General features: G+C 41.6%; 18 protein-coding genes and 1 tRNA gene. 9 read left to right on the plus strand and 10 right to left on the minus strand.

Features of this window, described 5'->3' with window-relative positions:
* Positions 1–11: 11 nt before the first annotated feature.
* Positions 12–1028: a glycosyltransferase family 2 protein gene (locus NIES592_RS02435; protein ID WP_073554811.1), complete on the minus strand. Its 1017-nt coding sequence runs from the start codon at positions 1026–1028 to the stop codon at positions 12–14.
* Positions 1025–1750 (minus strand): C40 family peptidase, encoded by a 726-nt coding sequence (locus NIES592_RS02440; RefSeq protein ID WP_073554812.1) that lies wholly within the window; start codon positions 1748–1750, stop codon positions 1025–1027. The genes NIES592_RS02435 and NIES592_RS02440 overlap by 4 nt, the downstream gene beginning before the upstream one ends.
* Before the next feature lie 15 nt (positions 1751–1765).
* On the opposite strand from NIES592_RS02440, the gene NIES592_RS02445 reads away from it, so the two are divergent.
* From NIES592_RS02445 to NIES592_RS02455, 3 genes are all read left to right on the plus strand, one after another.
* Positions 1766–2707 carry a serine hydrolase gene (locus tag NIES592_RS02445; protein WP_073554813.1) on the plus strand — a complete coding sequence of 314 codons (942 nt, stop codon included), beginning with the start codon at positions 1766–1768 and terminating at the stop codon, positions 2705–2707.
* A gap of 242 nt (positions 2708–2949) precedes the next feature.
* Entirely contained in the window at positions 2950–4974 is a 2025-nt protein-coding gene (locus NIES592_RS02450) for an ATP-binding protein (RefSeq protein WP_073554814.1), read from the plus strand.
* Between the two features lie 478 nt (positions 4975–5452).
* Positions 5453–6238: a hypothetical protein gene (locus NIES592_RS02455; protein WP_062248976.1), complete on the plus strand. Its 786-nt coding sequence runs from the start codon at positions 5453–5455 to the stop codon at positions 6236–6238.
* A gap of 62 nt (positions 6239–6300) precedes the next feature.
* Here NIES592_RS02455 and NIES592_RS02460 read toward each other — a convergent pair whose 3' ends face one another.
* The 5 genes from NIES592_RS02460 to NIES592_RS02480 all read right to left on the minus strand — a co-directional run bounded on the left by NIES592_RS02460 (position 6301) and on the right by NIES592_RS02480 (position 11590).
* Positions 6301–7629 carry an ABC transporter substrate-binding protein gene (locus NIES592_RS02460; protein ID WP_062248974.1) on the minus strand — a complete coding sequence of 443 codons (1329 nt, stop codon included), beginning with the start codon at positions 7627–7629 and terminating at the stop codon, positions 6301–6303.
* Positions 7630–7824: 195 nt separating this feature from the next.
* Positions 7825–7916, minus strand: a tRNA-Ser gene (locus NIES592_RS02465).
* 134 nt (positions 7917–8050) lie between these two features.
* Entirely contained in the window at positions 8051–8983 is a 933-nt protein-coding gene (crtB, locus tag NIES592_RS02470) for a 15-cis-phytoene synthase CrtB (protein ID WP_062248971.1), read from the minus strand.
* Positions 8967–10406, minus strand: a complete 1440-nt coding sequence (gene pds, locus NIES592_RS02475) for a 15-cis-phytoene desaturase (protein ID WP_062248969.1) — start codon at positions 10404–10406, stop codon at positions 8967–8969. The genes crtB and pds overlap by 17 nt, the downstream gene beginning before the upstream one ends.
* 296 nt (positions 10407–10702) lie before the next feature.
* Positions 10703–11590 (minus strand): PhzF family phenazine biosynthesis protein, encoded by an 888-nt coding sequence (locus tag NIES592_RS02480; RefSeq protein ID WP_062248967.1) that lies wholly within the window; start codon positions 11588–11590, stop codon positions 10703–10705.
* A 334-nt stretch (positions 11591–11924) separates the two neighbouring features.
* Between NIES592_RS02480 and NIES592_RS02485 the strand changes: the two genes are divergently transcribed.
* The 3 genes from NIES592_RS02485 to NIES592_RS02495 all read left to right on the plus strand — a co-directional run bounded on the left by NIES592_RS02485 (position 11925) and on the right by NIES592_RS02495 (position 15491).
* Positions 11925–13163, plus strand: coding sequence for a septal ring lytic transglycosylase RlpA family protein (locus NIES592_RS02485; RefSeq protein WP_073554815.1), 1239 nt, complete (start codon positions 11925–11927; stop codon positions 13161–13163).
* Positions 13164–13267: 104 nt separating this feature from the next.
* Positions 13268–14356: a beta-N-acetylhexosaminidase gene (nagZ, locus tag NIES592_RS02490; protein ID WP_073554816.1), complete on the plus strand. Its 1089-nt coding sequence runs from the start codon at positions 13268–13270 to the stop codon at positions 14354–14356.
* An 817-nt stretch (positions 14357–15173) separates the two neighbouring features.
* Positions 15174–15491, plus strand: coding sequence for a DMT family transporter (locus NIES592_RS02495; protein ID WP_009458415.1), 318 nt, complete (start codon positions 15174–15176; stop codon positions 15489–15491).
* Between the two features lie 83 nt (positions 15492–15574).
* On the opposite strand, the gene mutL is transcribed toward NIES592_RS02495, so the two are convergent.
* Positions 15575–17293: a DNA mismatch repair endonuclease MutL gene (mutL, locus tag NIES592_RS02500; RefSeq protein WP_073554817.1), complete on the minus strand. Its 1719-nt coding sequence runs from the start codon at positions 17291–17293 to the stop codon at positions 15575–15577.
* Between the two features lie 225 nt (positions 17294–17518).
* Between mutL and NIES592_RS02505 the strand changes: the two genes are divergently transcribed.
* Positions 17519–17839 (plus strand): rhodanese-like domain-containing protein, encoded by a 321-nt coding sequence (locus tag NIES592_RS02505; protein ID WP_062248958.1) that lies wholly within the window; start codon positions 17519–17521, stop codon positions 17837–17839.
* Positions 17840–17925: 86 nt separating this feature from the next.
* Here the strand turns inward: NIES592_RS02505 and NIES592_RS02510 are convergent, their stop codons facing one another.
* Together NIES592_RS02510 and NIES592_RS02515 are read right to left on the minus strand one after the other, a co-directional pair.
* Complete coding sequence (locus NIES592_RS02510; protein ID WP_062250768.1) at positions 17926–18969, minus strand: adenosine deaminase; 1044 nt, start codon at positions 18967–18969, stop codon at positions 17926–17928.
* Between the two features lie 22 nt (positions 18970–18991).
* Positions 18992–19267, minus strand: a complete 276-nt coding sequence (locus NIES592_RS02515) for a hypothetical protein (RefSeq protein WP_073554818.1) — start codon at positions 19265–19267, stop codon at positions 18992–18994.
* A 311-nt stretch (positions 19268–19578) separates the two neighbouring features.
* On the opposite strand from NIES592_RS02515, the gene NIES592_RS02520 reads away from it, so the two are divergent.
* Together NIES592_RS02520 and rplY are read left to right on the plus strand one after the other, a co-directional pair.
* A complete protein-coding gene (locus NIES592_RS02520) occupies positions 19579–20922 on the plus strand; it encodes an adenylosuccinate synthase (RefSeq protein WP_009458422.1) in 1344 nt (447 codons plus the stop codon).
* Positions 20923–20959: 37 nt separating this feature from the next.
* Complete coding sequence (gene rplY / locus NIES592_RS02525; protein ID WP_009458423.1) at positions 20960–21259, plus strand: 50S ribosomal protein L25; 300 nt, start codon at positions 20960–20962, stop codon at positions 21257–21259.
* The last annotated feature ends 18 nt before the right edge of the window (positions 21260–21277 follow it).

Consider the following 21277-nt stretch of genomic DNA (forward strand, 5'->3'; position numbering starts at 1 on the left):
TGATAACTGAATTACTCAACTTCCTTGGCTGTCACTATCTCTCGTACTCGATAGATAGGACGTCCTTGGGATTCATGGTAAGTACGCATCAATAACTCTGCTAACAAACCAAAGCAGAATAACTGTACCCCAGTCACTAACAGAAGAACAGCCAAAATTAACAAAGGGCGATCGCCAATATCTTGACCCAAAGCTAATTTTACCCAAGTCAAATAAATGCCGATCGCACCTCCCGAAAGCATAGAAATCAAGCCCCATAGCCCAAAAACATGCATTGGGCGGGTAAGGAACTTTTTCATAAAAGCGATCGTTAATAAATCCATTACCACCCGAAAAGTCCGCGACAAACCGTACTTACTCCGCCCAAAGCGGCGCGCATGGTGACGTACGGGCATTTCGGTAATTCTTGCCCCCTCGATATATGCCAAGGCTGGTAAAAATCGATGTAGTTCACCGTAGAGGTTCATATCTGCTACCAATTCCGCACGGTAGGCTTTTAATGAACAGCCGTAATCATGTATGTCTACGCTGGTTATCCGTCGAATTAACCAGTTGGCAATTTTAGAGGGCAATAACCTTGTCAAAGCTGCATCTTGGCGATTTAGCCGCCAACCACTCACCAAATCGTAGCCTTCCTCTAGCTTTGCCAACAACATTGGTATATCCGCTGGGTCATTTTGCAGATCGGCATCTAAAGTTACAACTGCTTTGCCACGTGCATAGTAAAATCCAGCTGCCATTGCCGCAGTTTGACCATAGTTACGCCGCAGAATTACTGCTTTTAAATCATTACGGTTTTGTGCTTGTTCTTTGAGCAACTGCGCGGAACCATCCGTAGAACCATCATCCACACAGATAATTTCGTAACTAAGATTAATAGCATTTAGGGTAGAAGCGATCGCCTCTAGTAAATGAGGCAAACTTTCCACTTCGTCACGTACAGGAACCACCACTGAAACACTGGGAACTGGTGAGGAAACCACCTCATATTGTCCAGCTAACCCATTAGAAACTAATCCACTCCTCATATTTTTTCTTTCAATCCTCTATGACTGTGCGGTTCATAACTCTTCACCACTCTGCCAGCACCGCGTAGTTGCTGATAGTATGACCGACTCACCTCATCACCTTGTTCCGAGAGAATGTCAATCCCAATACCATTACGTCCTTTATCTTTACCAGAACTATGGATATAAAAACTATCTCCTAAATAGAGTCCCACATGAGTGGCTTTTTGGGGAGACCCAAAGAATACTAAATCACCTGGTTGCAGCAGTGCTAGGTCAATTGGTTGGGTAAAGCCTTCCTGTTGATATGCATCTCTAGGTAAGCAAATACCCACTGAACGAAATGCTGCCTGCATTAACCCTGAACAGTCATAATTTGGCCCAACTGTACCACCCCAGAGATAATAATTAGGTTGTTGCATCGCTTTATGAGTAAAAGCAATCACTTCTGGTAGCAATTTTTTAATTTCTGATTCGGAAAATGATTTAGCCTGATAAGGTACAGTAGCTGTCTGTAAAAAAACCAAATCTACAACCGACAACCAACCTGGATAGTCATCCTCACACAAACACACTTCTACTGCCACATCCTGATAATTTGATGTTAACCACAAGTGTCGCCCAGCTTGGGCTTGGGTAGCCAAGCGTGTACATTCTGGAGAATCATATATATTCAGGTCAGTTAGACACTCATACTCACCTGATTCTAAGTTTTCGATTTCGGATTTGAGATTTAGGGACATTCTGCAAACACAACAATGACTTTTTTCAATCAAGAAGAACAACTGGAAAAACTAGGTAATGGCATTTTAGAAGCAACTTGGGCAGAATTTCCGACCTTAGCCCCTAACCAAATTGCTTTGACTTGGATTGTCTACGATCCACCTGTGTTGGTAAATACTGGTGGTGCTTTGACGCCAGATGCTTTTTGGAACCATCCAGTTCGTGGTTTTACCTATCGAGGTTTAGAGCGAATTTACCCAGCCAGTGTTGTGAAGCTATTTTACTTGGTAGCAGTCCAGGAATGGCTAGAAAAAGGTATGATTCAGACCTCTGGTGAGTTGGAAAGAGCCATGGGTGATATGATTATCGATTCTAGTAATGATGCTACTAGCTTAATAGTAGATATACTGACAGGAACTACATCCGGGCCAGAATTACCACCAGGACCATTTGAGACGTGGAAGCAACAGCGCCATATTGTTAACCGCTACTATCAATCCTTGGGATGGCCGGAAATGGAAAGTATTAACGTCTGCCAAAAGACCTGGTGTGATGGCCCCTACGGACGGGAACGGGCATTTTATGGACAATTGCTAGAAAATCGCAATATGTTGACAACTAATGCTACCGCCAGGCTGTTACATAGTATTGTTGGTGGTGTAGCAGTATCTAGTGTGCGATCGCAAGCGATGATGAGTATACTCAAACGTAGTCTCAAGGCTGATGAATTGCCGCAAGATGTAGAGGAAGACCAAATTACAGGCTTTTTAGGTGCAGGTCTTCCCCAAACAGCACAAATTTGGTCAAAGGCGGGTTGGACTAGCCAAGTCCGACATGATGCTGCGTACATAGAAATACCCAATCTTCGCCCTTATCTTGTAGTTGTATTTACTGAAGGCAAAACGCACGCTAAAAATCGTAATCTGTTGCCTTTTGTTTCTCAGCGTATCGCCGAAGCAGTTGCCGGTTTAAATTAGAAGATGGAGGCGGAGAAAGAGAGACGCGGAGCGTATTCTCAAATCGAAGCATCTGCTGTTGGTCCCCGCGTCGCCCATCTCTTCTCTCTGCGCGTCCTCTGCAAAAATTAAGTAGTGACTAATGATGTATCCAAGAATATACTTAATATGAAGTATTTTTTTATATAAAAACTTATTTTTTACATAGCATAAATCCTTATCTCTAACTTCTTACTAGTCATTATTCGCAAATTTAAAGATATATGAATCTAGTTGATTGCCCGGAATGCCAATTAAGAAACTTAACTCAGCAGCTGCAAAAGGAAACAAGCAAGCGCAAGTTACTTGAGCAAAAGCTACGGACTTCTGAAGCTCAAATGCGTGCTGTCTTTGAGGCAATGACTGATGTAGTGCTGATCATTAATCTTCACAGCAACCAACTTGGAAGCATAAAAATTCTACCAACAAAACCCAATCAAACACATACAGATGATACTGATGTGATTAGTCAGACGGTAGAACAATTTTTTCATGAACAGACCGCTCAGCTGTGGTTAGAAAAAGTTCGACAGGCTTTAGATTTACAGCAGACACTTTATTTTGATTACAATTTGTTTCGGCAGGGGCGTCAGGTTTGGTTTAGCGCTAGTATTTCCCCTATCTCAGACCAATCAGTACTTTGGGTAGCACGAGATATCAGCGATCGCAAGCAAGCTGAAATAGAATTGCAACATGCCAAAGAAGCAGCCGAAGCAGCTAACAAGGCTAAAAGCCAGTTTTTGGCAGCAATGAGTCATGAACTTCGCACCCCCCTCAACAGTATTTTAGGTTTTTCTCAAATCATGTATGACGATACTTCCTGCAACGGTGAAAATCGGGAGTATCTCGACATTATTAACAGAAGTGGTCAACACTTGCTGCAATTAATTAACGATGTACTAGAAATGTCCAAAATTGAAGCAGGTAAAATTAAGCTCAATGAAAAAAAATTAGATTTATATAGTCTGTTAGATAGCTTAGAAGATATGCTGCGCCCCAAAACCGCAGCCAAAAAACTCACTCTCAATTTTGAGCGATCGCCATCAGTACCACAATACATAATTGCTGACGAAAGTAAACTGCGGCAAGTTTTATTGAACTTGTTGAGTAACGCCCTTAAATTCACTCAAGTAGGAAGCGTGACTCTACGTGTGAGAATGGGACAAGCAAGACAAACGAAAATTCCCAATCCTCAATTCTTAATTTTCGAGGTTGAAGATACAGGTTGTGGTATTGCTTCAGAAGAAATCAACAATTTATTTGAAGCTTTTGTCCAAACGGAAACAGGTAAGCGAGCGCAAGAAGGAACAGGTTTAGGATTAGCAATTAGTCGTAAGTTTGTACAGTTGATGGGTGGAGATATTACTGTTAACAGCGTAGTAGAAAAAGGAAGTATATTTGCATTCGACATTCAGGTCAGCTTAGCAGAGATGACACAGCTACCACAGTTGTCAAGTCAACGGGTTAAGTGTCTAGCACCAGACCAACCAATTTATCGTCTGCTAATTGTGGACGATAATCAAGACCATCGCCAATGTATCATCAAACTCTTAAAACCTTTGGGTTTTGAAATACAACAAGTAGAAAATGGCCAACAAGGTATAGCTATTTGGGAAAGTTGGTGTCCCCATATCATATTTATGGATATGCAGATGCCAATTATGGATGGTTACGAAGCTACCAGGGAAATTAAAAGGAGGGAGCAATCTAGCTGGGGAGATAGGGAGAACCATCTCCCATCTCATACCAAAATTATTGCCCTCACGGCCTATGCTTTTGAGGAACAGCGCCAAGTAATGATAGCTGCTGGTTGTGATGACTTTATTAGCAAACCATTTTCTGAAGAAGAAATTTTTGCCCAACTTACAAAACATTTAGGCGTACGCTACATTTACTTTGAACCAGGTATAGTTAACCAAAATAAGGATGTGAAATCTGGAAGCTTAACTCCTGAAGACCTAGCAAAGATGCCAGATGCATGGATACAAAAACTACACACAGCAGCTAAAGAGTGCAATGATGAAAGTATTCTTCAGCTATTGGCTCAAATTCCCACACAATTTCCAAATTTAATTCAAGTCCTAAGGCAACTCACTTATAATTTTCGCTTTGACGAGATTATCAAAGTAACTGACTTATTAGTCAGGCAAAAAGTCGAACAACCATTGCATTTACTACAGAAATTACAAGATGTAGAGCGCCATGAGGTAAAGGTAGAACGACTTTTTTATGAGCAGTACTACTATTAATTTATATAAATTATTTGTATTTTATTAACGTTAGTTAGAAGTTATGTCTTAGTCATTATTCAGTGCTTATTAGGCTTGTTCCATGAATTGTTAAACCCCCCTTAATTTCCCCCGGGAACAAGGAGAAAATTTACTTATCTCCCCAATTTCGCTTAGAGTTAGGGTGGGGTAAAATATTTGTACAAAAGGTCTATTATGCAATCAATAATCAAGAATACATGAATAGCAATTAATGATTAATGACAAAAAATAACTTTGATGATTGGTAGAAAGTTATTTTTATTTCTTGAATAATTTTTGTCATCCGTTGAATTGAGGATCTATCCCTCTATATAGTGACTATTCAAAAATTTGTACTACCTTGAAAATAGGGATGTAGAAATAGATTTTTTGATGTTAAATGTAGATATTGCCAACCATTGGCTCAATATGGGCAAAACCCATTATCTATAAAGGCAATATTGTTTGAGGAGTGAATGTGAATACGATTTTTTTTAATCAAAAACTTGTTGGTTTAGTTGGTATAGCAACTACCGCTGTTTTATTTGGTGGTTTGCCTACTGTTGCTCAGACTGCTGACTCTACTAGCTTGGAAGCAGAAGCCATGACTGCATCACCCGTTCCAGTAGAAAATTCAGTAGAAGTATCTAATTCTACTTCTACTCAGGAACAGTTCTATAACGTCGCTACACCAGAGACAGATAATCCTACATTTACACCGATTCCTGGCACAGTAGCAACATCATCTACAGGACTTACTACTGTTCAAGATCAACACTCAACTTCTCAACCATCTACTGCTACTCAGGAAGTTGCACAATCAGATATTCTTCCAGGTCGAGCTACCCGTGGAGGATCTAGTTATATTGGTATAGCAGCAAACATTGGTTTGGCTGGTGGTGAATCCTCTTTAGGTGATGGTAACTTTATGGTGATCAGTAAGGTAGGACTATCAAGAAGCTTATCTGTTAGACCTTCAGTAGTCGTGGGTGACAACACCACAATTCTCGTCCCTGTCACCTACGATTTTTCCTTCCAACAGCTAGGAGATCCTTTCAGTGAACCTGTTGCGATCGCCCCTTACGTCGGTGCTGGTGCAGCGATTAACACAGGTGATGACTCTCAGTTTTCCTTCTTGTTATCTGGTGGTGTAGATTTCCCACTCAACAGTCAATTTACTGCGACAGCCGCTGTGAATGCAGCATTTTTTGATGACACTGACATCGGTTTGACACTCGGAGTTGGTTATAACTTCGGTCTGTGAAAATGATGAATGATGAATTATGAATGCTGAAATTTTCATAATTCATCATTCATACCTAGTTCCTACTTTGGACTAACTTGCTCAACGGTCTTGATTTTGCCATCATCACCCACTGTCCAAACATCATAGACACCAACCACATCCCCGTTTTCGTCAATATCTACATTACCGCTAGCTCCTTGGTAATTGATATCTTTACCTTCTTTGAGTAATTTCAAACCTTCACAAACATCAGTAACTTCCACACCAGGGCCATTAGCAACTTCACGAATTTTACTGGCAATACCAACCCCTGTGTTTTCCTTCGCTGCTTGGGCAGATAAAACTAACAAAGCAGCTGCATCCCAACCGTGGGGAGTGTATGGTGCAGGTGGGGATTTTCTTTTTTCTTGCCAAAGTTTGGTGAAAGCTTCTAATCCTTTACCGTTAGAACCAGGAACTGTACCTATAGCTCCAGCAACGATGTATTTGCCATCAGGAGTTTTACCGACTCGCTCTGGAAATGTATCTGATTTTACACCATCAGTCAGCATTATCTGCACCCCTTGAGTTACACCTTGCTGATATGCAGATTTGAGAAATAGGGCTCCAGTTTCTTCGTAAAATACGCCTAGTACTGCATCTGGCTTACCTGCAAAAGCTGCTTGTGCTTCGGTATCAAATGTCGTGGCTTTGGGGTCGTAGCGAACAGGGTTGCTTTTATTGACTACGGTTCCTCCTAATTTTTCAAATGCTTGTACAAAGGCTTTTTCAAAGCCCACACCATAGTCATTATTAATCACGACAGTGGAAACTCTCTTAAAACCTTTTTGATTAGCAAGTTGAGCTAAAGCTTGAGCCTGGTAGGTATCTGGAGGTGCAGTACGCGCCCAAAAGTTTTTGTATTCACCTTTTGCTGCCTTTTCGGTAAATACAGGGCTGGTACTACCAGGAGAAATGAGCATGACTTTATTTGGCACAGCTATGGAGATAGCAGCACTGGAGACACTACTAGCAAAGGAACCAACTACACCTGCAACTTTATCTAAGGTTGCCAGTTTAGTCATACCAGCAGCACCTGCTTTAGGGTCGGTTTGATCATCAACTTGCACTAGGGTTACGGGTTGTCCATTCACACCACCGCAAGCGTTTACAGTATTTACAAGCAAGGGAACAGACTCTACCATCTGCTGTCCGATCGCAGCTAAGTCACCTGTTGTTGGTAACAGCGAACCTATTTTTAATCCTTGAGTGCTGCTGGCGGCTGTAGTTGTTGAACCTGCTGGAGTGCTAGTAGTTCCATCAGTGCTTGTGTTGGAGGTTGTGGTGGTGTTGCCATCACAAGCCGCTACTAAAAAGCCTGTTGTGAAGGTGGTTATAGCTAGAGCAAAAGCACTAATAGTTTTTTTCATATATTTAAATTCCACTCCTTATTTGGCTCAGTAAACTTACTTTGTAATTGCAAAATAAGTTTAATCTGTAATCACTTCAAAGCATAAATAATAAATAGCATCTGCCAAAAGGAGTATTTCTCTAGATATCTACAAACAGAGTTTGTCGTGCCCCTAACAAATAGAGACGCGATTTATCGCGTCTCTAATATAAAACGGAGAAGGAGGGATTCGAACCCTCGGTACGGCCTTTCGATCCGTACAACAGATTAGCAATCTGCCGCTTTCGACCACTCAGCCACCTCTCCACTATGTAGAACCTAAATGTTAACAGATTATTTTGGTAGAGTCAAGAGTCATTTTTATCTTGTTGGTGGTTGATGGTTAGTTGTTGGTTGAACTACCAACAAACAACAAACAACAAACAACAACCAACAAGTAATTAAAGTACTTGCGATCGCAACCACGCCAGTGGAATACTACGTATCTTCTGCCACTGCGGCACATAAACACGTTGGCTGAATACGTTGTAGTCGTTATGCTCAATCTTTTCCAGAATTTGACTGTATTGCATCAAAGCCGCCCACACAGGTAACCGTGCATCTGGACAAAGGTAACTAATCCCCTTTTCTGCCTTTTGATAAAACTGGCGAGTGCGAGCAATTAAAAAACGCATTAGGGAACGCCAGCGTTCATCCACCACGCCTTTGAACAAATCTTGCTCGGTGTAGTTGAATCGTGCTAAATCCTCAAGAGGAATGTAAATTCTTCCCCGCCGTGCATCCTCATGGACATCCCGCAGGATGTTGGTGAGTTGACTGGCAATTCCGAGGGCGATCGCTTCTTCTGTAGGCACATAAGGTGGTTGATTGCGGTTCCAAGGAGCAGTGTTTTGCTTGGTATCTACTCCCATGACCGCCGTTGACATTAGCCCTACTGTACCGGCAACACGGTAACAGTACAGGTATAACTCGTCAAAGTTTTCGTAGCGACTGCGGTGTAAGTCCATACGCTGACCGGCAATCATATCCCGAAAGGGCTGAATATCCATCGGAAAGCGCTGGAGGGTATCCACTAAAGCCACATCAAAGTTGTCTACTGGGCGTCCCGCAAAAATGGATTCCAGCTGCTGCTCCCATTTATCTAAGGTTTCTGGTGTGGTAATAGCAGCCGCCGGGCCGTCTACCAGTTCATCGGTACGGCGACACCAGGCATAAATTGCCCAAATAGCTGGACGTTTTGCCTTACTCATCAGCAAAGTGCCAAGGTAAAAAGTTTTGGCATACTTTGCTGTGATTTGACGGCAAAGTTGATAGGACTCATCCACAGAGACCGGCGGTTTCATGCGCGGGGGGGAATCAGACAGTTGCAGCATTCGTTGCGGGCTGAGGGGTTTGCATTTGCAGGTTTGATGAATTTGCCACCAAGCGTCCTTCAGCAATCGCCTGCGCTGTCAGCTTACCAGAAAGCACAGCACCTTCCATACTACCGAGATAGGGTTGCATAGTGTAACTCCCACTCAGAAAGAAGTTGCTAATCGGTGTTTGCTGAGAAGGACGGTACTGTTGGCGACCAGGAGTTGCTTTATATACTGAACGCGGCGTTTTGACTACATGATATTTCAGCAATTTTGCTGGATTGTCTCCGCTAAAGTGTGAGGGAAAGAGTTTTTGTAACTCGGCAAGAGTTACCTGCAAAATCTCTTCGTCGGATTTGGCAATCCAATCTTTTGCCGGAGCCAAAACCAATTCCAGCATTGAGCGCTCAGGATTGGCGTACCCACGGCAGGTATTGCTCATATCAGCATAAACGCTGAGTAGAGGCGAGCGCGAAAATAGCAACTGGTCTATATCAGTAAGTTTGCGGTCGAACCACAACTGCAAGTTTATCACAGGCACGCCCTCTAACCCTTCTAGCTTTTGAAAGAAGTCATTTTCCTTCCAAGGATTTGGTAGCATCACCTTCATGACGTCCACTGGCATTGCCGAAACGTAAACATCAGCAGTTTCTATGTAATCTGCTGCTCCATTGAGTCCCCGCATCAAGAATCCTTTCACCGTACCGTCTTCATTCAGCAAGATTTCTTTTAATGGAGCATTTATACGTACTTCTCCTCCTCGATCTGTAATATAATCTACCAGTGGTTGGCACAAACGCTCTGTGGGTGAACCATCCAAAAATGCCATTTTGGACCCATCTTTTTGTTGGAGAAAGCGACTCAAGGCAGTCAATAATACTACTGCCGAAATTTCATCAGGATTGATAAAATTAAGCGATTTCGAGGCCGCAATAAAAATATCTTGTTGGACATCCTCACTCACCCCTTGCTGTTTCAGCCATTGGGAAAAAGTATATTGATCTGTGGAATCAACATACTTTTGTCCCCGGAGCATTGCGGGAACCAATCCCTTTGCTAGTTCGATTTTTTCTCTCCAACTGAGCATGTCATTGTTGCGCAAAATTGCCACGATGCCATTTAACGGTGCTGGCAAATTGGGAAAATCAAACCTGCTATAGGTTCCCGGCTTCTCAGGCTGGTTGAAGATCATAGTGTGTTTTTTCCACTGCAAACGGTCTTCAATTCCCAGTTCTTTGAGTAGCTGCAACATATTGGGGTAAGCCCCAAAAAAGACATGCAAACCAGTTTCGTACCAGTCACCGTCTGCATCTTGCCAAGCTGCTACTAACCCTCCCAGTACATCCCGACTTTCCAAGATAATGGGGGTATAACCTAAATCTGTCAAGTATTTAGCACAGGAAAGTCCTGCTAAACCTGCTCCGGCGATCGCTACTCGCATTTAACTTTACTGCTCTTCAATATTTCTTAAGGGTTTTGCCGTACTCATTATACTTTGCAAACCGTTACATTTGCAGAAGATGGTTGATTGTTGGTTGTTGGTTGTTAGTGGTTAGTTATTTACCACCCCTCACACCCCTCACACCCCACCCTTACGGGAAGCCGCTACGCGTCTACATACCCCTCACACCCCACCCTGCAGGAAGCCTATGAGCGCACGGCAGATGACGCCACGTGCTTTATGCCGGGAAACCCGTCCACCGCACTGCCTCGTCTACACACCCCTCACACCCCTCTTCAAACAAACTCCCCCCTCGCAACCATAACCACTCGTCCTCCCACGTTCACGTCAATGGTTATACCTTTTTGCTCTGCTTGTAGCAAAATCAAAGAAGGTCTGTTTATTTCGTACCCCTGCTCAACTCGTAAATTAATTTCTGATTTGCCGAAATAAGAATATTGAACTAAATAACCAGCTAAACATCCATTAGCACTGCCAGTAGCAGGGTCTTCCGGTATGCCTAGATAATCACAGAACACTCGCACATTCAGATCATTCTCTTGCTTGTATGTTTCTGGGCAAAATACAAGGATACATTTAGCATCTATGGTGTTAATCAGTTCAAAATATTTGTCTCTATTAACCTGAATTCGCTTTATAGATTCCAGATTTTTCAGAGGAACAATAATAAAGGGAACCCCTGTAGAAACTGCTTGAATAGGAAAGCAATCATCTATCTCATCTGACTCTATTCTCAAAACTTCAGCTATTTTGTGTCTATCTAAGACTTGATGAAAAGTAGGCGCTTGTTGCTGCATCCATAGATATTTTCCAGAACCATTCTGATCCAAAAATTTTACTGGTATTTGCCCAACTTTTAAATTTAATAAAATTTCTTTAACTGAGCTTTTAATAATCTCTTTTTGGAGGATATATGCTGTACCTAAAGCAGGATGACCTGCAAAAGGAAGTTCTTGTTTTGGTGTAAATATTTTTACATCATAGCCCTCAGATACTGTCTGGGTTGAAGTCACAAACGTAGTCTCAGAATAATTAATTTCTTTAGCTATTTGCTGCATTTGTTCTGTAGAAAGATTAGCTGCATGGGGGAAAACAGCCAGTTGATTACCGGTGTATTTTGCTTCAGCAAATACGTCAACAATGTAAAATTTAAGACTAGTCATTTTTGTATTTTACGTATTTAGACTGGACTTTATGAGCAGATTTTTGCATATTTTGTAGATTTTATTTGCCTGTCTTATAAAAAATTTAAATCGAAAAACCAGTATAGTTTGCTTTTCATATCTGAAAGTTTTATGAAACATAGATTTGCTTAATGAGCATTAACAGTATAAGATGATCCCTGCTGGTAATCGCTCATTTGGTGTGTATCTAAACAGATGTATATTCTTTTCCAAAGGAAAGAATATATGCACAAATAGTTGTTGAAAAACTTAGGAAAACATAAATAATTTGCACCTGTAGAAAGGCGCACTATTCTGAACATTGACAATAACCATGATATTGTTTGGACTACTTTGGGCTACATCCTGGATTGGTTCATTTTTGTCACTGAATCAAAGCTTGCTACCAAGCATTGCATCAACAGTTGATTCGACAAAAGTTGCTGCTAATTTAGGTAAATTTGTTAGTAAGTCTCATCCATTTTTTGTGCAGCCAAGGCAACCAGTAAAATTTTGGACTACGACGCTACTACCTACACGTTTTTTAAAGATAGATTGGGGAGATAAAGCAGCAAAACCTACTGTAAATAAATCGTCAAATGCTTTGAAATTAAGGACTAAAAGCAACAAAAATCAATTTTGTCCTTCCCTCCAGGTAACTGAAGTTCGACAGCCTTCTGTCAAACCTACCAGTAATTTATCAACCGCTACATTGATAGAAGCAACTTCTACTCAACCAGCTTTTCTAGCAGATAAAATATTGCGATCGCTGCATAACTTTTTCGACTTTTCCACGCCTTTCGAGTCTTTGTTTAGTTCTTCATCAGGTTTACCGGTGGGTGTAGTGCATCGTGGCGAAAGTAATTACGAAGTTTGGGTGAATAACCGCTTGATTGCAAATTTACCTAATAGGTTACAAGCAACTTTGATGCAACAACGCTTGAGACGATTGTTGCAATCACCCAATCTCAATGCATTGCAACTGCAGCCAGCATTAGTAGATGGTGTACCAGCATTAATGGCAGGAAATCGCTATCTGTTTGGCATTAACAAACAAATTACTCAAAAAGCCAATCGTAGTGGCGAATTATTAGCAATTGAATGGACTAATAACCTACGTATGGCAATGAATGCACCGACATTATCACTTGTGGAAGGGCAATTAGAGATGTATGGTTTAAAGCCTTCCCAGAAAAAAATGTATGGTCTAGCTTCTTGGTATGGTCCATATTTTCATGGTCGCTTAACGGCAAATGGTGAAATATTCAATCAAAATGAATTGACAGTTGCTCATAAATCTTTGCCTTTTAACACCTTCTTAAAAGTCACTAACTTGCAAACTGGCAAAGCGGTAATTGTGCGGGTAAATGACCGCGGTCCTTATATTCCCCCTCGAAGTCTAGATTTGTCACGAGTAGCAGCTCGTTGTATCAATAGTGAAGTTGCTGGAGTGGTACCCTATGAAGCAGTGATTATGCAACCAAGTGAAGCGAAAATGACTCTCAAAAATCTGAACCTAAGTCTGAAAAATCAGAAACCTAGTAAAAAGCTGGCAATTGTCACCGATTTGTGAGCAAGTTATCAACAAGCCGTGAACTAAAGTTCCGGCTAATAGCTCAAAACCGCTCATGCGGGTTAGAATTTGTGTTCCAGTCGGTTGAGCACAAGGAACCCATCATGGCAGTAGCGCAAGATATGCATCGCTTTGGACATCACGTCATCGTCGGTATTTCTGGTACTAAATTAAACGATGAAGATAAACGCATACTGAGCGAGATAAAGCCAGCGGGGATTATATTTTATGCTAAGAACTTTCGTTACGGTGTCCACTACGAAGAATGGCTGCAAATCTATCAGGATCTAGTTAATCAGATTCGGCAATATGCTGAACGTAACTCGATGTTAATCACCATCGATCATGAAGGTGGTACTGTCCATCGTCCATATTTACCAATAACTCGCTTTCCCCATGCTTTCTTGTTGCAGTCCCGGGCGCGTGAAGTCGCAAAAGCAGCAGGATTAGAATTGAAGTCATTGGGAATTAATATATCCTGGTCGCCTGTAGCAGATATTTTCTCTAATCCAGATAACCCAATTATCGGACCTCGCGCTTTTGGTACTACTCCGGATACGGCTGCTGCTGGTGCGCGTGATTATTTTCTGGGACTGCGCGAAGTTGGGATTATTGGCTGTGCTAAGCACTTTCCTGGACATGGAGATACCAGCACAGATTCCCATCTGGAGTTACCAGTTCTGAATTTAACTATAGAAGAATTACGAAATCGGGAACTTATACCTTTTAAAGCACTGATCGCCGAACAAGTGCCGATGATTATGACTGCTCATATTTTATTTCCACAGATAGATGCTGGTGTACCTGCGACACTTTCACAAACTATCTTAACGGGCATACTTAGGAAAGAACTTGGGTTTGCAGGGGTGATTGTATCTGACGACCTGGATATGAAAGCAGTCTCAAGTATGTATGCTAAAAGTGGCACTGTAGCACAGACATTTAATGCTGGCTGTGATTTATTCATCGTTTCCCGCAATCTACCTTCATCATCTGTGGAACGCACCTTTGCGATCGCTCGAGATTTTGTAAATTCTCTAAGTAATGGTAGCCTAGATGAACGCTTTGTCGAAGCAGCAAAAATGCGAATTGATAGCTTAATCGCCATGACACCGCAATACTCAGTTTCTGCCCTTGACCAAGATACGCTCAAGCAACATGCAGAATTAGCGATCGCTTGTGCTTTTAGATAGGGTTGTAACTAGATAAAGCGATCGCATTCCTAGCACTTTGGTAAAAAAGTAAAGTTTAGTTGCAGAATAATTTATTCTGATTGTTAGGAGTGATAACTTATTAATTGAAGCTAGAAAGCTTCCCTGGCAGATTTAACAGCCAATGTTCAATTTAGTTAAGAGGTAAAAAAGCTGTTTTATTCCAGTCTGTCTCGTCAGCTAACACCAACACCCAACTCGAACGCTGATATTTCCTCATAGTAGTAAATTGAGGGCAATGTGACTGTTTCTAAGCAAATTTCAGGCAGTACAACCCTAAATTAAATGAACAAAGAGAGGAAGTTTCTCAGCGATTAGATGCTTGGGTGTTGTTGTTTTAAAAGGAACCGATATCTTTGCTACCATAGAAACAAGTCGCCATAGGGCATTGGGAGACTCTAAACGGACGTGGAGAGACTGTAAGACTACCTAGTAGCAAGTTTCTGTGAAGCGTCAAGGAATCCTCGCTCCTTTAGGAGCAGGAGGTATGTCAAAAGTCTTTTCTCGGTAAATAAACGCTATGATGCGTGATTCTGCTCTTCGTTGAGAGAATTTAGTAGAGACGTAGTAGCATTGCTACGTCTCTACAATGATTTGGCATAGATCTACAAAAATGTATGCAAACATAATTCATAACCAAATTCAGCAACCCCTCGTCCTCCTTATCTCCTGACCACCCAATTTCTCAGACTTATAGTACCTAGCCCTGCGATGACAAACTAATAGGATTTGAGCAATTGATTTTACAATCAGTCACACATCACGTTAAATTACTAATTATGAACTAGAGAATGTTTTCATGGCTTGGTTTTTTCTGTTTCTAGCAATTGCTTGTGAAATCTTTGCAACCACTTCTCTAAAATTTGCAGATGGCTTCTCAAAACCGATTTACTTAATGGGGTCAATAATTGGTTATCCTCTTGCATTTAGCTTTTTTGCATTCTCTCTGAAAACAATTGAAATCAGTGTGGGATATGCAGTCTGGTCTGGAATAGGAATTATTGGGACATCTATCTTGGGTGCAATTATCTTTCAGGAAAATATTAACCTAGCTAAAGTCTTATGTATTGGCTTAATTTTTGTAGGAGTAATTGGTTTAAATTTAATTAAATATTAGTAAATTTTTTATCATATTATCTAAGTGTTAACTAAAATGAAGTAGTCATAATTCATTCCTTTTTCCTTAGCCTGATAACTGATTTAAATACCGTGACTTTTTCCTATCACCCAATGACGCCGGAAGAAACGGGCTAGAGCAGGTTCTTCTAGTGATAAGTATATTGGGCGTCCGTGGGGACAGGTGCGGGGGTTGCGAGTGCGTTGCCAATCATCTAAAATTTGCTGCATCTGTTCCAAGGAAAGGGGTGTACCGTTGCGAATGGCACTGCGACAAGCAACAGCAACTTGTGCAGTTTGTAAGTCACCTCCCCGACTCAGTTCTAAAATTGCGTCTGCACAGTCATCTCGCTGCTGTAACATTGCGGGTACACTGCGAATTGCCCAAAGTTGTTCACCAAAGGGTTCAATATCTAAACCAATACGTTGTAGCTGAGATACTTGTACTGATGATAATTGATAGAAAATGATCGGCGGTTCCATGGGAATGATTTGCCAGCGATCGCACAATTGCTCGTACAATATCCGCTCGTGGGCTATGTGCTGTTCCACTAACCACAAACCACCAGGATGTTCAGCAACTATATAAGTATTGTTTACTTGACCTACGGCTTTGAGGGTGCGGGAAGCAGGGGAAGTGGGGGGAGTATGAGGGATAGAAGGATTGGTGTTATAAGCACCAGTTTCTTCTGCGACTTTGATTAATTTTCCCACTCTACTAGTGTGAACTGCCTCTTGAATCGTGTCAGAGTTGATGCGGAGTGCTTGTTCAATCGCTTGATTAACTTGCTTTTGCCAGTAAGTCAAGTCATTAAGATAAATTTCTGTTTTAGCTGGGTTGCGGTTCCAGTTGATTTGATCTGGGGAAATCAACAAATGTAGACAACAAACAGGGTAGCGATCGCGTGGTAATGTTCTGTGAAATGCTCGTAAGATAGTTTGTTCTAATTCTGGTGCTTTGACCATTCTGCCGTTTATCGCTACCCGCAGCCAATCTGGACGATGGCGATGGCAGCGATCAGGCAATCCCACAACTAAATTCAGTGTAGAGACCTTAGATGTAAGTTCTTTAGAAGAATCGGGCAATTCTAGTTGCAATTCTTGCAAGTCACCCGGACGCACTTGCTGGAGAAGTTGCGGTATGAGTTTCCCCATTGTTGGGGCGGGAGAGATAGTGAACCATTCCCGGTCATTTTGCCAAACTTGCCAAGCAACTTGGGGGTGACAAAGGGCAATTTGGTAGATTGTTGCTTGCACTGCTTTCATTTGCTGTGCTAGTGCTGGTAATCCCTGACGTCTGGCTATACAACTACCAAAGAGATTGGAGACTGTGACAACTGTACCAGGTGCGATCGCAGCGACTTGTTGCTCTAGTATTTGCCCTCCATAGCCGTACACTACTCGCCAACCGACGCCTTCTTCCGTCCCCCCCGTCAACGGAACAGGTATACGTGCAGATGGACGACTCAAGATTTCCAATTCTGCCAAGGTCGTTAAACTGTGTAAGGCTTCACCACGAAATCCCAAACTAGTGATTTTCCATAAATCTGCACAGCTACGAATTTTACTTGTGCTATGAGCTGATGCTGCTCGCTGTAGGTCTTCCAAGTTCATACCACAGCCATTATCAGCAACTCGAACTCGCCATTGTTCAGGCCATAAAGAAACCACAACCCGTGTTGCCCCTGCGTCAAGGGAATTTTCTACTAGTTCCCGCACTACAGATGCTAAAGAGTCTATTACCTCTCCAGCTGTAATTAAGTGTACGACTTCTTTTGGTAAAACTTGAATTGTGGATACCATAAAGTCTAGTTTAGGCGAGGAGTTAATTAATTTAGCATCTAAATAAATTTCCTTTTATTTCTATATAAAAATTTATATTTTTTAAATTAAATTTATTCAATTTTGTCAATCTTAATAAAAATATTTATTATTTTTAAAAAAAGCTCGAGAAAAATAAATTTTTTGATAGATTGCTGTTTATGGTGAAAATCGATGAAAATCAACTAACTATTAGGCAAGGCTATTATGCTTGATTCTGTTGCACACAACTTGAAATCTCGTCTGGAATTTGGTCAACCTGGTTTTACGATCGTGGATGTACGCGATCGCAGCAGCTACAATATAGGTCATATTACAGGAGCAGTACCCATTCCCTTAGCTGAGTTGGCAAGTCGTGCTAAAACTGCTTTCCACAGCAAGCGTGAGATTTTTGTTTATGGTGAAAACGATGATCAGGCTGCCCAAGCTACACAGATTTTAAAAGAGGCAGGTTTTGCTCATGTTACTGAAATCAAAGGTGGCTTGTCTGCCTGGAAGTCAGTTGGAGGTGCAACAGTAGAAGTATAAGGGGGAAGGGAAACGGATATAAGGGAAGGGAGAATGATTTAACAAGTCTCTTCCCAATTCCCGATACCCAATTCCCTGTCCCCGATCTAATGTTGCATCGCTACAAGTTTACTATCTTCATGATTTAGCAACCCATTTAACAATGATGCTGGACGTTGACCGTAAGGCCAAGCAAAAGCATGACGAAAAGCTGCATCTTGACAAGCTTGGAGCTGTTGAAAGTTAATGATGTCGTAGGTGATAAGATTTTCGTATTCAAACGGTAAACGGACGTTATGTAGCCCGGCGTTATCTGTACAAATGGCGATATCTACTCCAGCATCAAAACAACGGTCAAAAACAACTTTAAGTTGCCGGATATCCTCTAAAGTACCTGTTTTTAGGTAAGTTGTCGGGCAAATTTCTAAACACTGATTACGTTTGGCTAAATCTGGAAGTAATTCGGGGTATAATAAAGGAATTTGGATACCGTGACCAATTCGCATCAAATAAGGTAACAGTTCTGGGTAGCAACCAGCGGTTGTTTCGTAAAGATGTCCTGTTGTGCCAATTCCCAGAGACAGGGCATATTCGTATAAATCTACCCATTCTTCTAGGCGATCGCCATAATAGCTATCCCCGCCTGCCACGTCTACTGCACACACATACTGCCTATTTTGTGCGGCTAAATCTACAATCGCTTGGTTCACTTCATAGGGTAGACGGGAATGCATACAAAGAATTTGACTTGTGACAATCGGATATTCAGATATTTTGCTCGCTTTACCCACCACTTCAACAATTTCCGCCATTTTGTCAATTCTTTCTGATTGACTCAGGTGTTCTGGTGTTCGCAGATAAGGTGTGTAACGTAATTCTAAATAAGCCAAATTTTCAAATATATAAGCACCCCGCAGCAGACGATAAATAAAATAGGGTAGAGTCTCTACAGTTTGGACACTTTCAACAAGAGTGTGTAACTCTAAATATTCATCCAAAGTATTACGCGGACGTGTGTAAAACTCTTCAAAATCTCCATAGTTAGCAAACCGAGAAATGAACTCAGAAGAATGACGTTCAAAGTATCGCCATAAAACTCTTGGTACGACCGAGCCACCAAGGTGTCTGTGTAACTCTGCATATAAAGCCATAGTAGTGTATTTAGAATAAATTTTAATTATTATTAACAGTAACAAATAAAAAAACAACCTGCTTTTGGATAAATTTTTTGTAAGTTTCTTTAATTACTTTTTTAACTACGGTAATTATCAGTAATAATTCTTTCGCCGTACACAGTTTTGATAAAAATGCTTTTACTGTTACAGCTTGTGATTTGGCTAGATTTTGTCGGGACAACAGTCTACCAGTAGCAATAATTTTGACATTGGGATTTATTTTTTGTAGTGTGCTGATCGCGACACTCCGAAATAAAATATCTAGTCTCTTCACTGAATTCGCGTACAAGCGATACAATTAAAATTACCTAAATGCGATGCCATTGTTTTTGATGTAGCGCTTTTGCATTGAGTACATCTAAATTTGATTTGCTAAAATTCGCCACAAAGTTTAGACAAAAATGCTTTGACTGCCATATCTTGGACTTTGGTCACTTTCGCTCCTCTCAACAACCAAGTACTTTCAGGATGTATACCGCACCTACGTTTGTCTCCACTAAACTTTTGCTTTCAAAGCTTGACATCTGCTCCCAAATTTGTCGATAATTAACGTTTGTGAAAACTTTAGCTTTTTAAAATAAACTCTTGGCTAACGTCATTGTTATAGGTGCCCAGTGGGGCGATGAAGGAAAAGGAAAAATAACTGATTTACTCAGCCGCTCCGCAGATGTCGTAGTACGTTACCAAGGGGGTGTCAATGCCGGACACACAATTGTAGTCAAGGGTCAAACCTTTAAATTGCATTTGATTCCCTCTGGTATTTTGTACCCGGATACAGAGTGTATTATTGGTTGTGGAACAGTCATTGATCCACAGGTTTTAATAGCAGAACTCGATCAAATAGAAAAACTTGGTATTTCTACCAAAAACTTATTAATTGCTGAAACAGCACATGTGACGATGCCTTATCATCGCTTGATTGATCAGGCATCAGAAGAGCGGCGAGGAAATCATAAAATAGGGACGACTGGTCGTGGCATTGGTCCAACCTATGCCGACAAATCGGAGCGTACAGGCATCAGGATGTTAGACTTGATGGATCCCCAAGGGCTACGTGACCAGCTAGAGTGGACTATCAATTACAAAAACGTAATTTTAGAAAAGCTTTATAACTTACCACCGTTAGAACCCCAAAAGGTAATAGACGAATACTTAGGGTATGCAGAAAGGTTGCGCTCCTATGTGGTCGATACCTCGCTAAAAATTTACGATGCGGTTCAGCGGCGGCGCAATATTTTGTTTGAAGGCGCACAAGGTACACTTCTCGACCTCGATCACGGGACATATCCCTACGTCACCTCTTCTAACCCAGTAGCGGGAGGGGCTTGTGTTGGTACAGGACTAGGCCCGACAATGATTGACCGGGTAATTGGGGTAGCAAAAGCCTACACCACTCGGGTTGGTGAAGGGCCTTTCCCCACAGAATTAGATGGGGAATTGGGAGAATTGTTGTGTGACCGCGGTGCAGAATTTGGTACAACCACCGGACGCAAACGTCGGTGTGGCTGGTTTGATGCGGTTATTGGTCGCTATGCTGTGCGTATCAATGGCTTAGACTGTTTGGCAATCACCAAACTAGATGTCCTCGATGAATTAGAGGAAATCAAAGTTTGTGTTGCTTATGAAATAGACGGCGATCGCTGTGAACATTTTCCCACCAGCGCCCGTAAGTTTGCTCAGTGTCGTCCTGTTTACAAAACCTTGCCTGGGTGGCAACAGTCTACAAGTAACTGTCGTTCTTTAGATGATTTGCCACGACAAGCATTGGATTATCTGAAATTTTTGGCAGAATTAATGGAAGTGCCGATCGCGATTGTTTCTTTAGGAGCCAGCCGCGATCAAACTATCATTGTCGAAGATCCCATACATGGCCCTAAACGGGCTTTGCTACATGCTGATGGCTCTCCTGCTTCCTTGCTGAGTGCCTAGGCTAGCCCAATTTGTCGATTCACTACTAACAATTTCTATGGAACTTACGATTGAGTGTAAAAAGCGGCCAGAAGGTAGTAAGCCCAATGCTTTGCGTCGTTCTGGGTTAATACCTGCTAATTTGTACGGTCACAAAGGTAGCGAGTCTGTTTCTTTAGTTGTTGATGCTAAAACTGTTGAGCAGTTGCTTAAAAAGGCTCGTGTCAACAAAACTGAGTTTGAACTTAATGTAACAGATTTGGATTGGCGCGGTACAACGGTGATCCGAGAGGTTCAAACTCATCCAGCAAAAGGGACACCTTATCATTTGAGTTTTTTTGCTTCCAGCAAAGGTTGATACAGTTTGTCATAATTG

Origin of the sequence: Fischerella major NIES-592, assembly GCF_001904645.1 — a bacterium.
In the GTDB taxonomy this organism is placed as follows: domain Bacteria; phylum Cyanobacteriota; class Cyanobacteriia; order Cyanobacteriales; family Nostocaceae; genus Fischerella; species Fischerella thermalis.

Excerpts from the sequence above, each read along its gene's own strand:
- NIES592_RS02450 (WP_073554814.1), top strand. The coding sequence starts at position 2,950 with ATGAATCTAGTTGATTGCCCGGAATGCCAATTAAGAAACTTAACTCAG.
- NIES592_RS02445 (WP_073554813.1), top strand. The coding sequence starts at position 1,766 with ATGACTTTTTTCAATCAAGAAGAACAACTGGAAAAACTAGGTAATGGC.
- NIES592_RS02440 (WP_073554812.1), bottom strand. The coding sequence starts at position 1,750 with ATGTCCCTAAATCTCAAATCCGAAATCGAAAACTTAGAATCAGGTGAG.
- nagZ (WP_073554816.1), top strand. The coding sequence starts at position 13,268 with ATGGCAGTAGCGCAAGATATGCATCGCTTTGGACATCACGTCATCGTC.
- crtB (WP_062248971.1), bottom strand. The coding sequence starts at position 8,983 with ATGCTGCAACTGTCTGATTCCCCCCCGCGCATGAAACCGCCGGTCTCT.
- NIES592_RS02505 (WP_062248958.1), top strand. The coding sequence starts at position 17,519 with ATGCTTGATTCTGTTGCACACAACTTGAAATCTCGTCTGGAATTTGGT.
- NIES592_RS02435 (WP_073554811.1), bottom strand. The coding sequence starts at position 1,028 with ATGAGGAGTGGATTAGTTTCTAATGGGTTAGCTGGACAATATGAGGTG.
- mutL (WP_073554817.1), bottom strand. The coding sequence starts at position 17,293 with ATGGTATCCACAATTCAAGTTTTACCAAAAGAAGTCGTACACTTAATT.
- NIES592_RS02480 (WP_062248967.1), bottom strand. The coding sequence starts at position 11,590 with ATGACTAGTCTTAAATTTTACATTGTTGACGTATTTGCTGAAGCAAAA.
- rplY (WP_009458423.1), top strand. The coding sequence starts at position 20,960 with ATGGAACTTACGATTGAGTGTAAAAAGCGGCCAGAAGGTAGTAAGCCC.
- NIES592_RS02460 (WP_062248974.1), bottom strand. The coding sequence starts at position 7,629 with ATGAAAAAAACTATTAGTGCTTTTGCTCTAGCTATAACCACCTTCACA.
- pds (WP_062248969.1), bottom strand. The coding sequence starts at position 10,406 with ATGCGAGTAGCGATCGCCGGAGCAGGTTTAGCAGGACTTTCCTGTGCT.
- NIES592_RS02495 (WP_009458415.1), top strand. The coding sequence starts at position 15,174 with ATGGCTTGGTTTTTTCTGTTTCTAGCAATTGCTTGTGAAATCTTTGCA.
- NIES592_RS02510 (WP_062250768.1), bottom strand. The coding sequence starts at position 18,969 with ATGGCTTTATATGCAGAGTTACACAGACACCTTGGTGGCTCGGTCGTA.
- NIES592_RS02485 (WP_073554815.1), top strand. The coding sequence starts at position 11,925 with ATGATATTGTTTGGACTACTTTGGGCTACATCCTGGATTGGTTCATTT.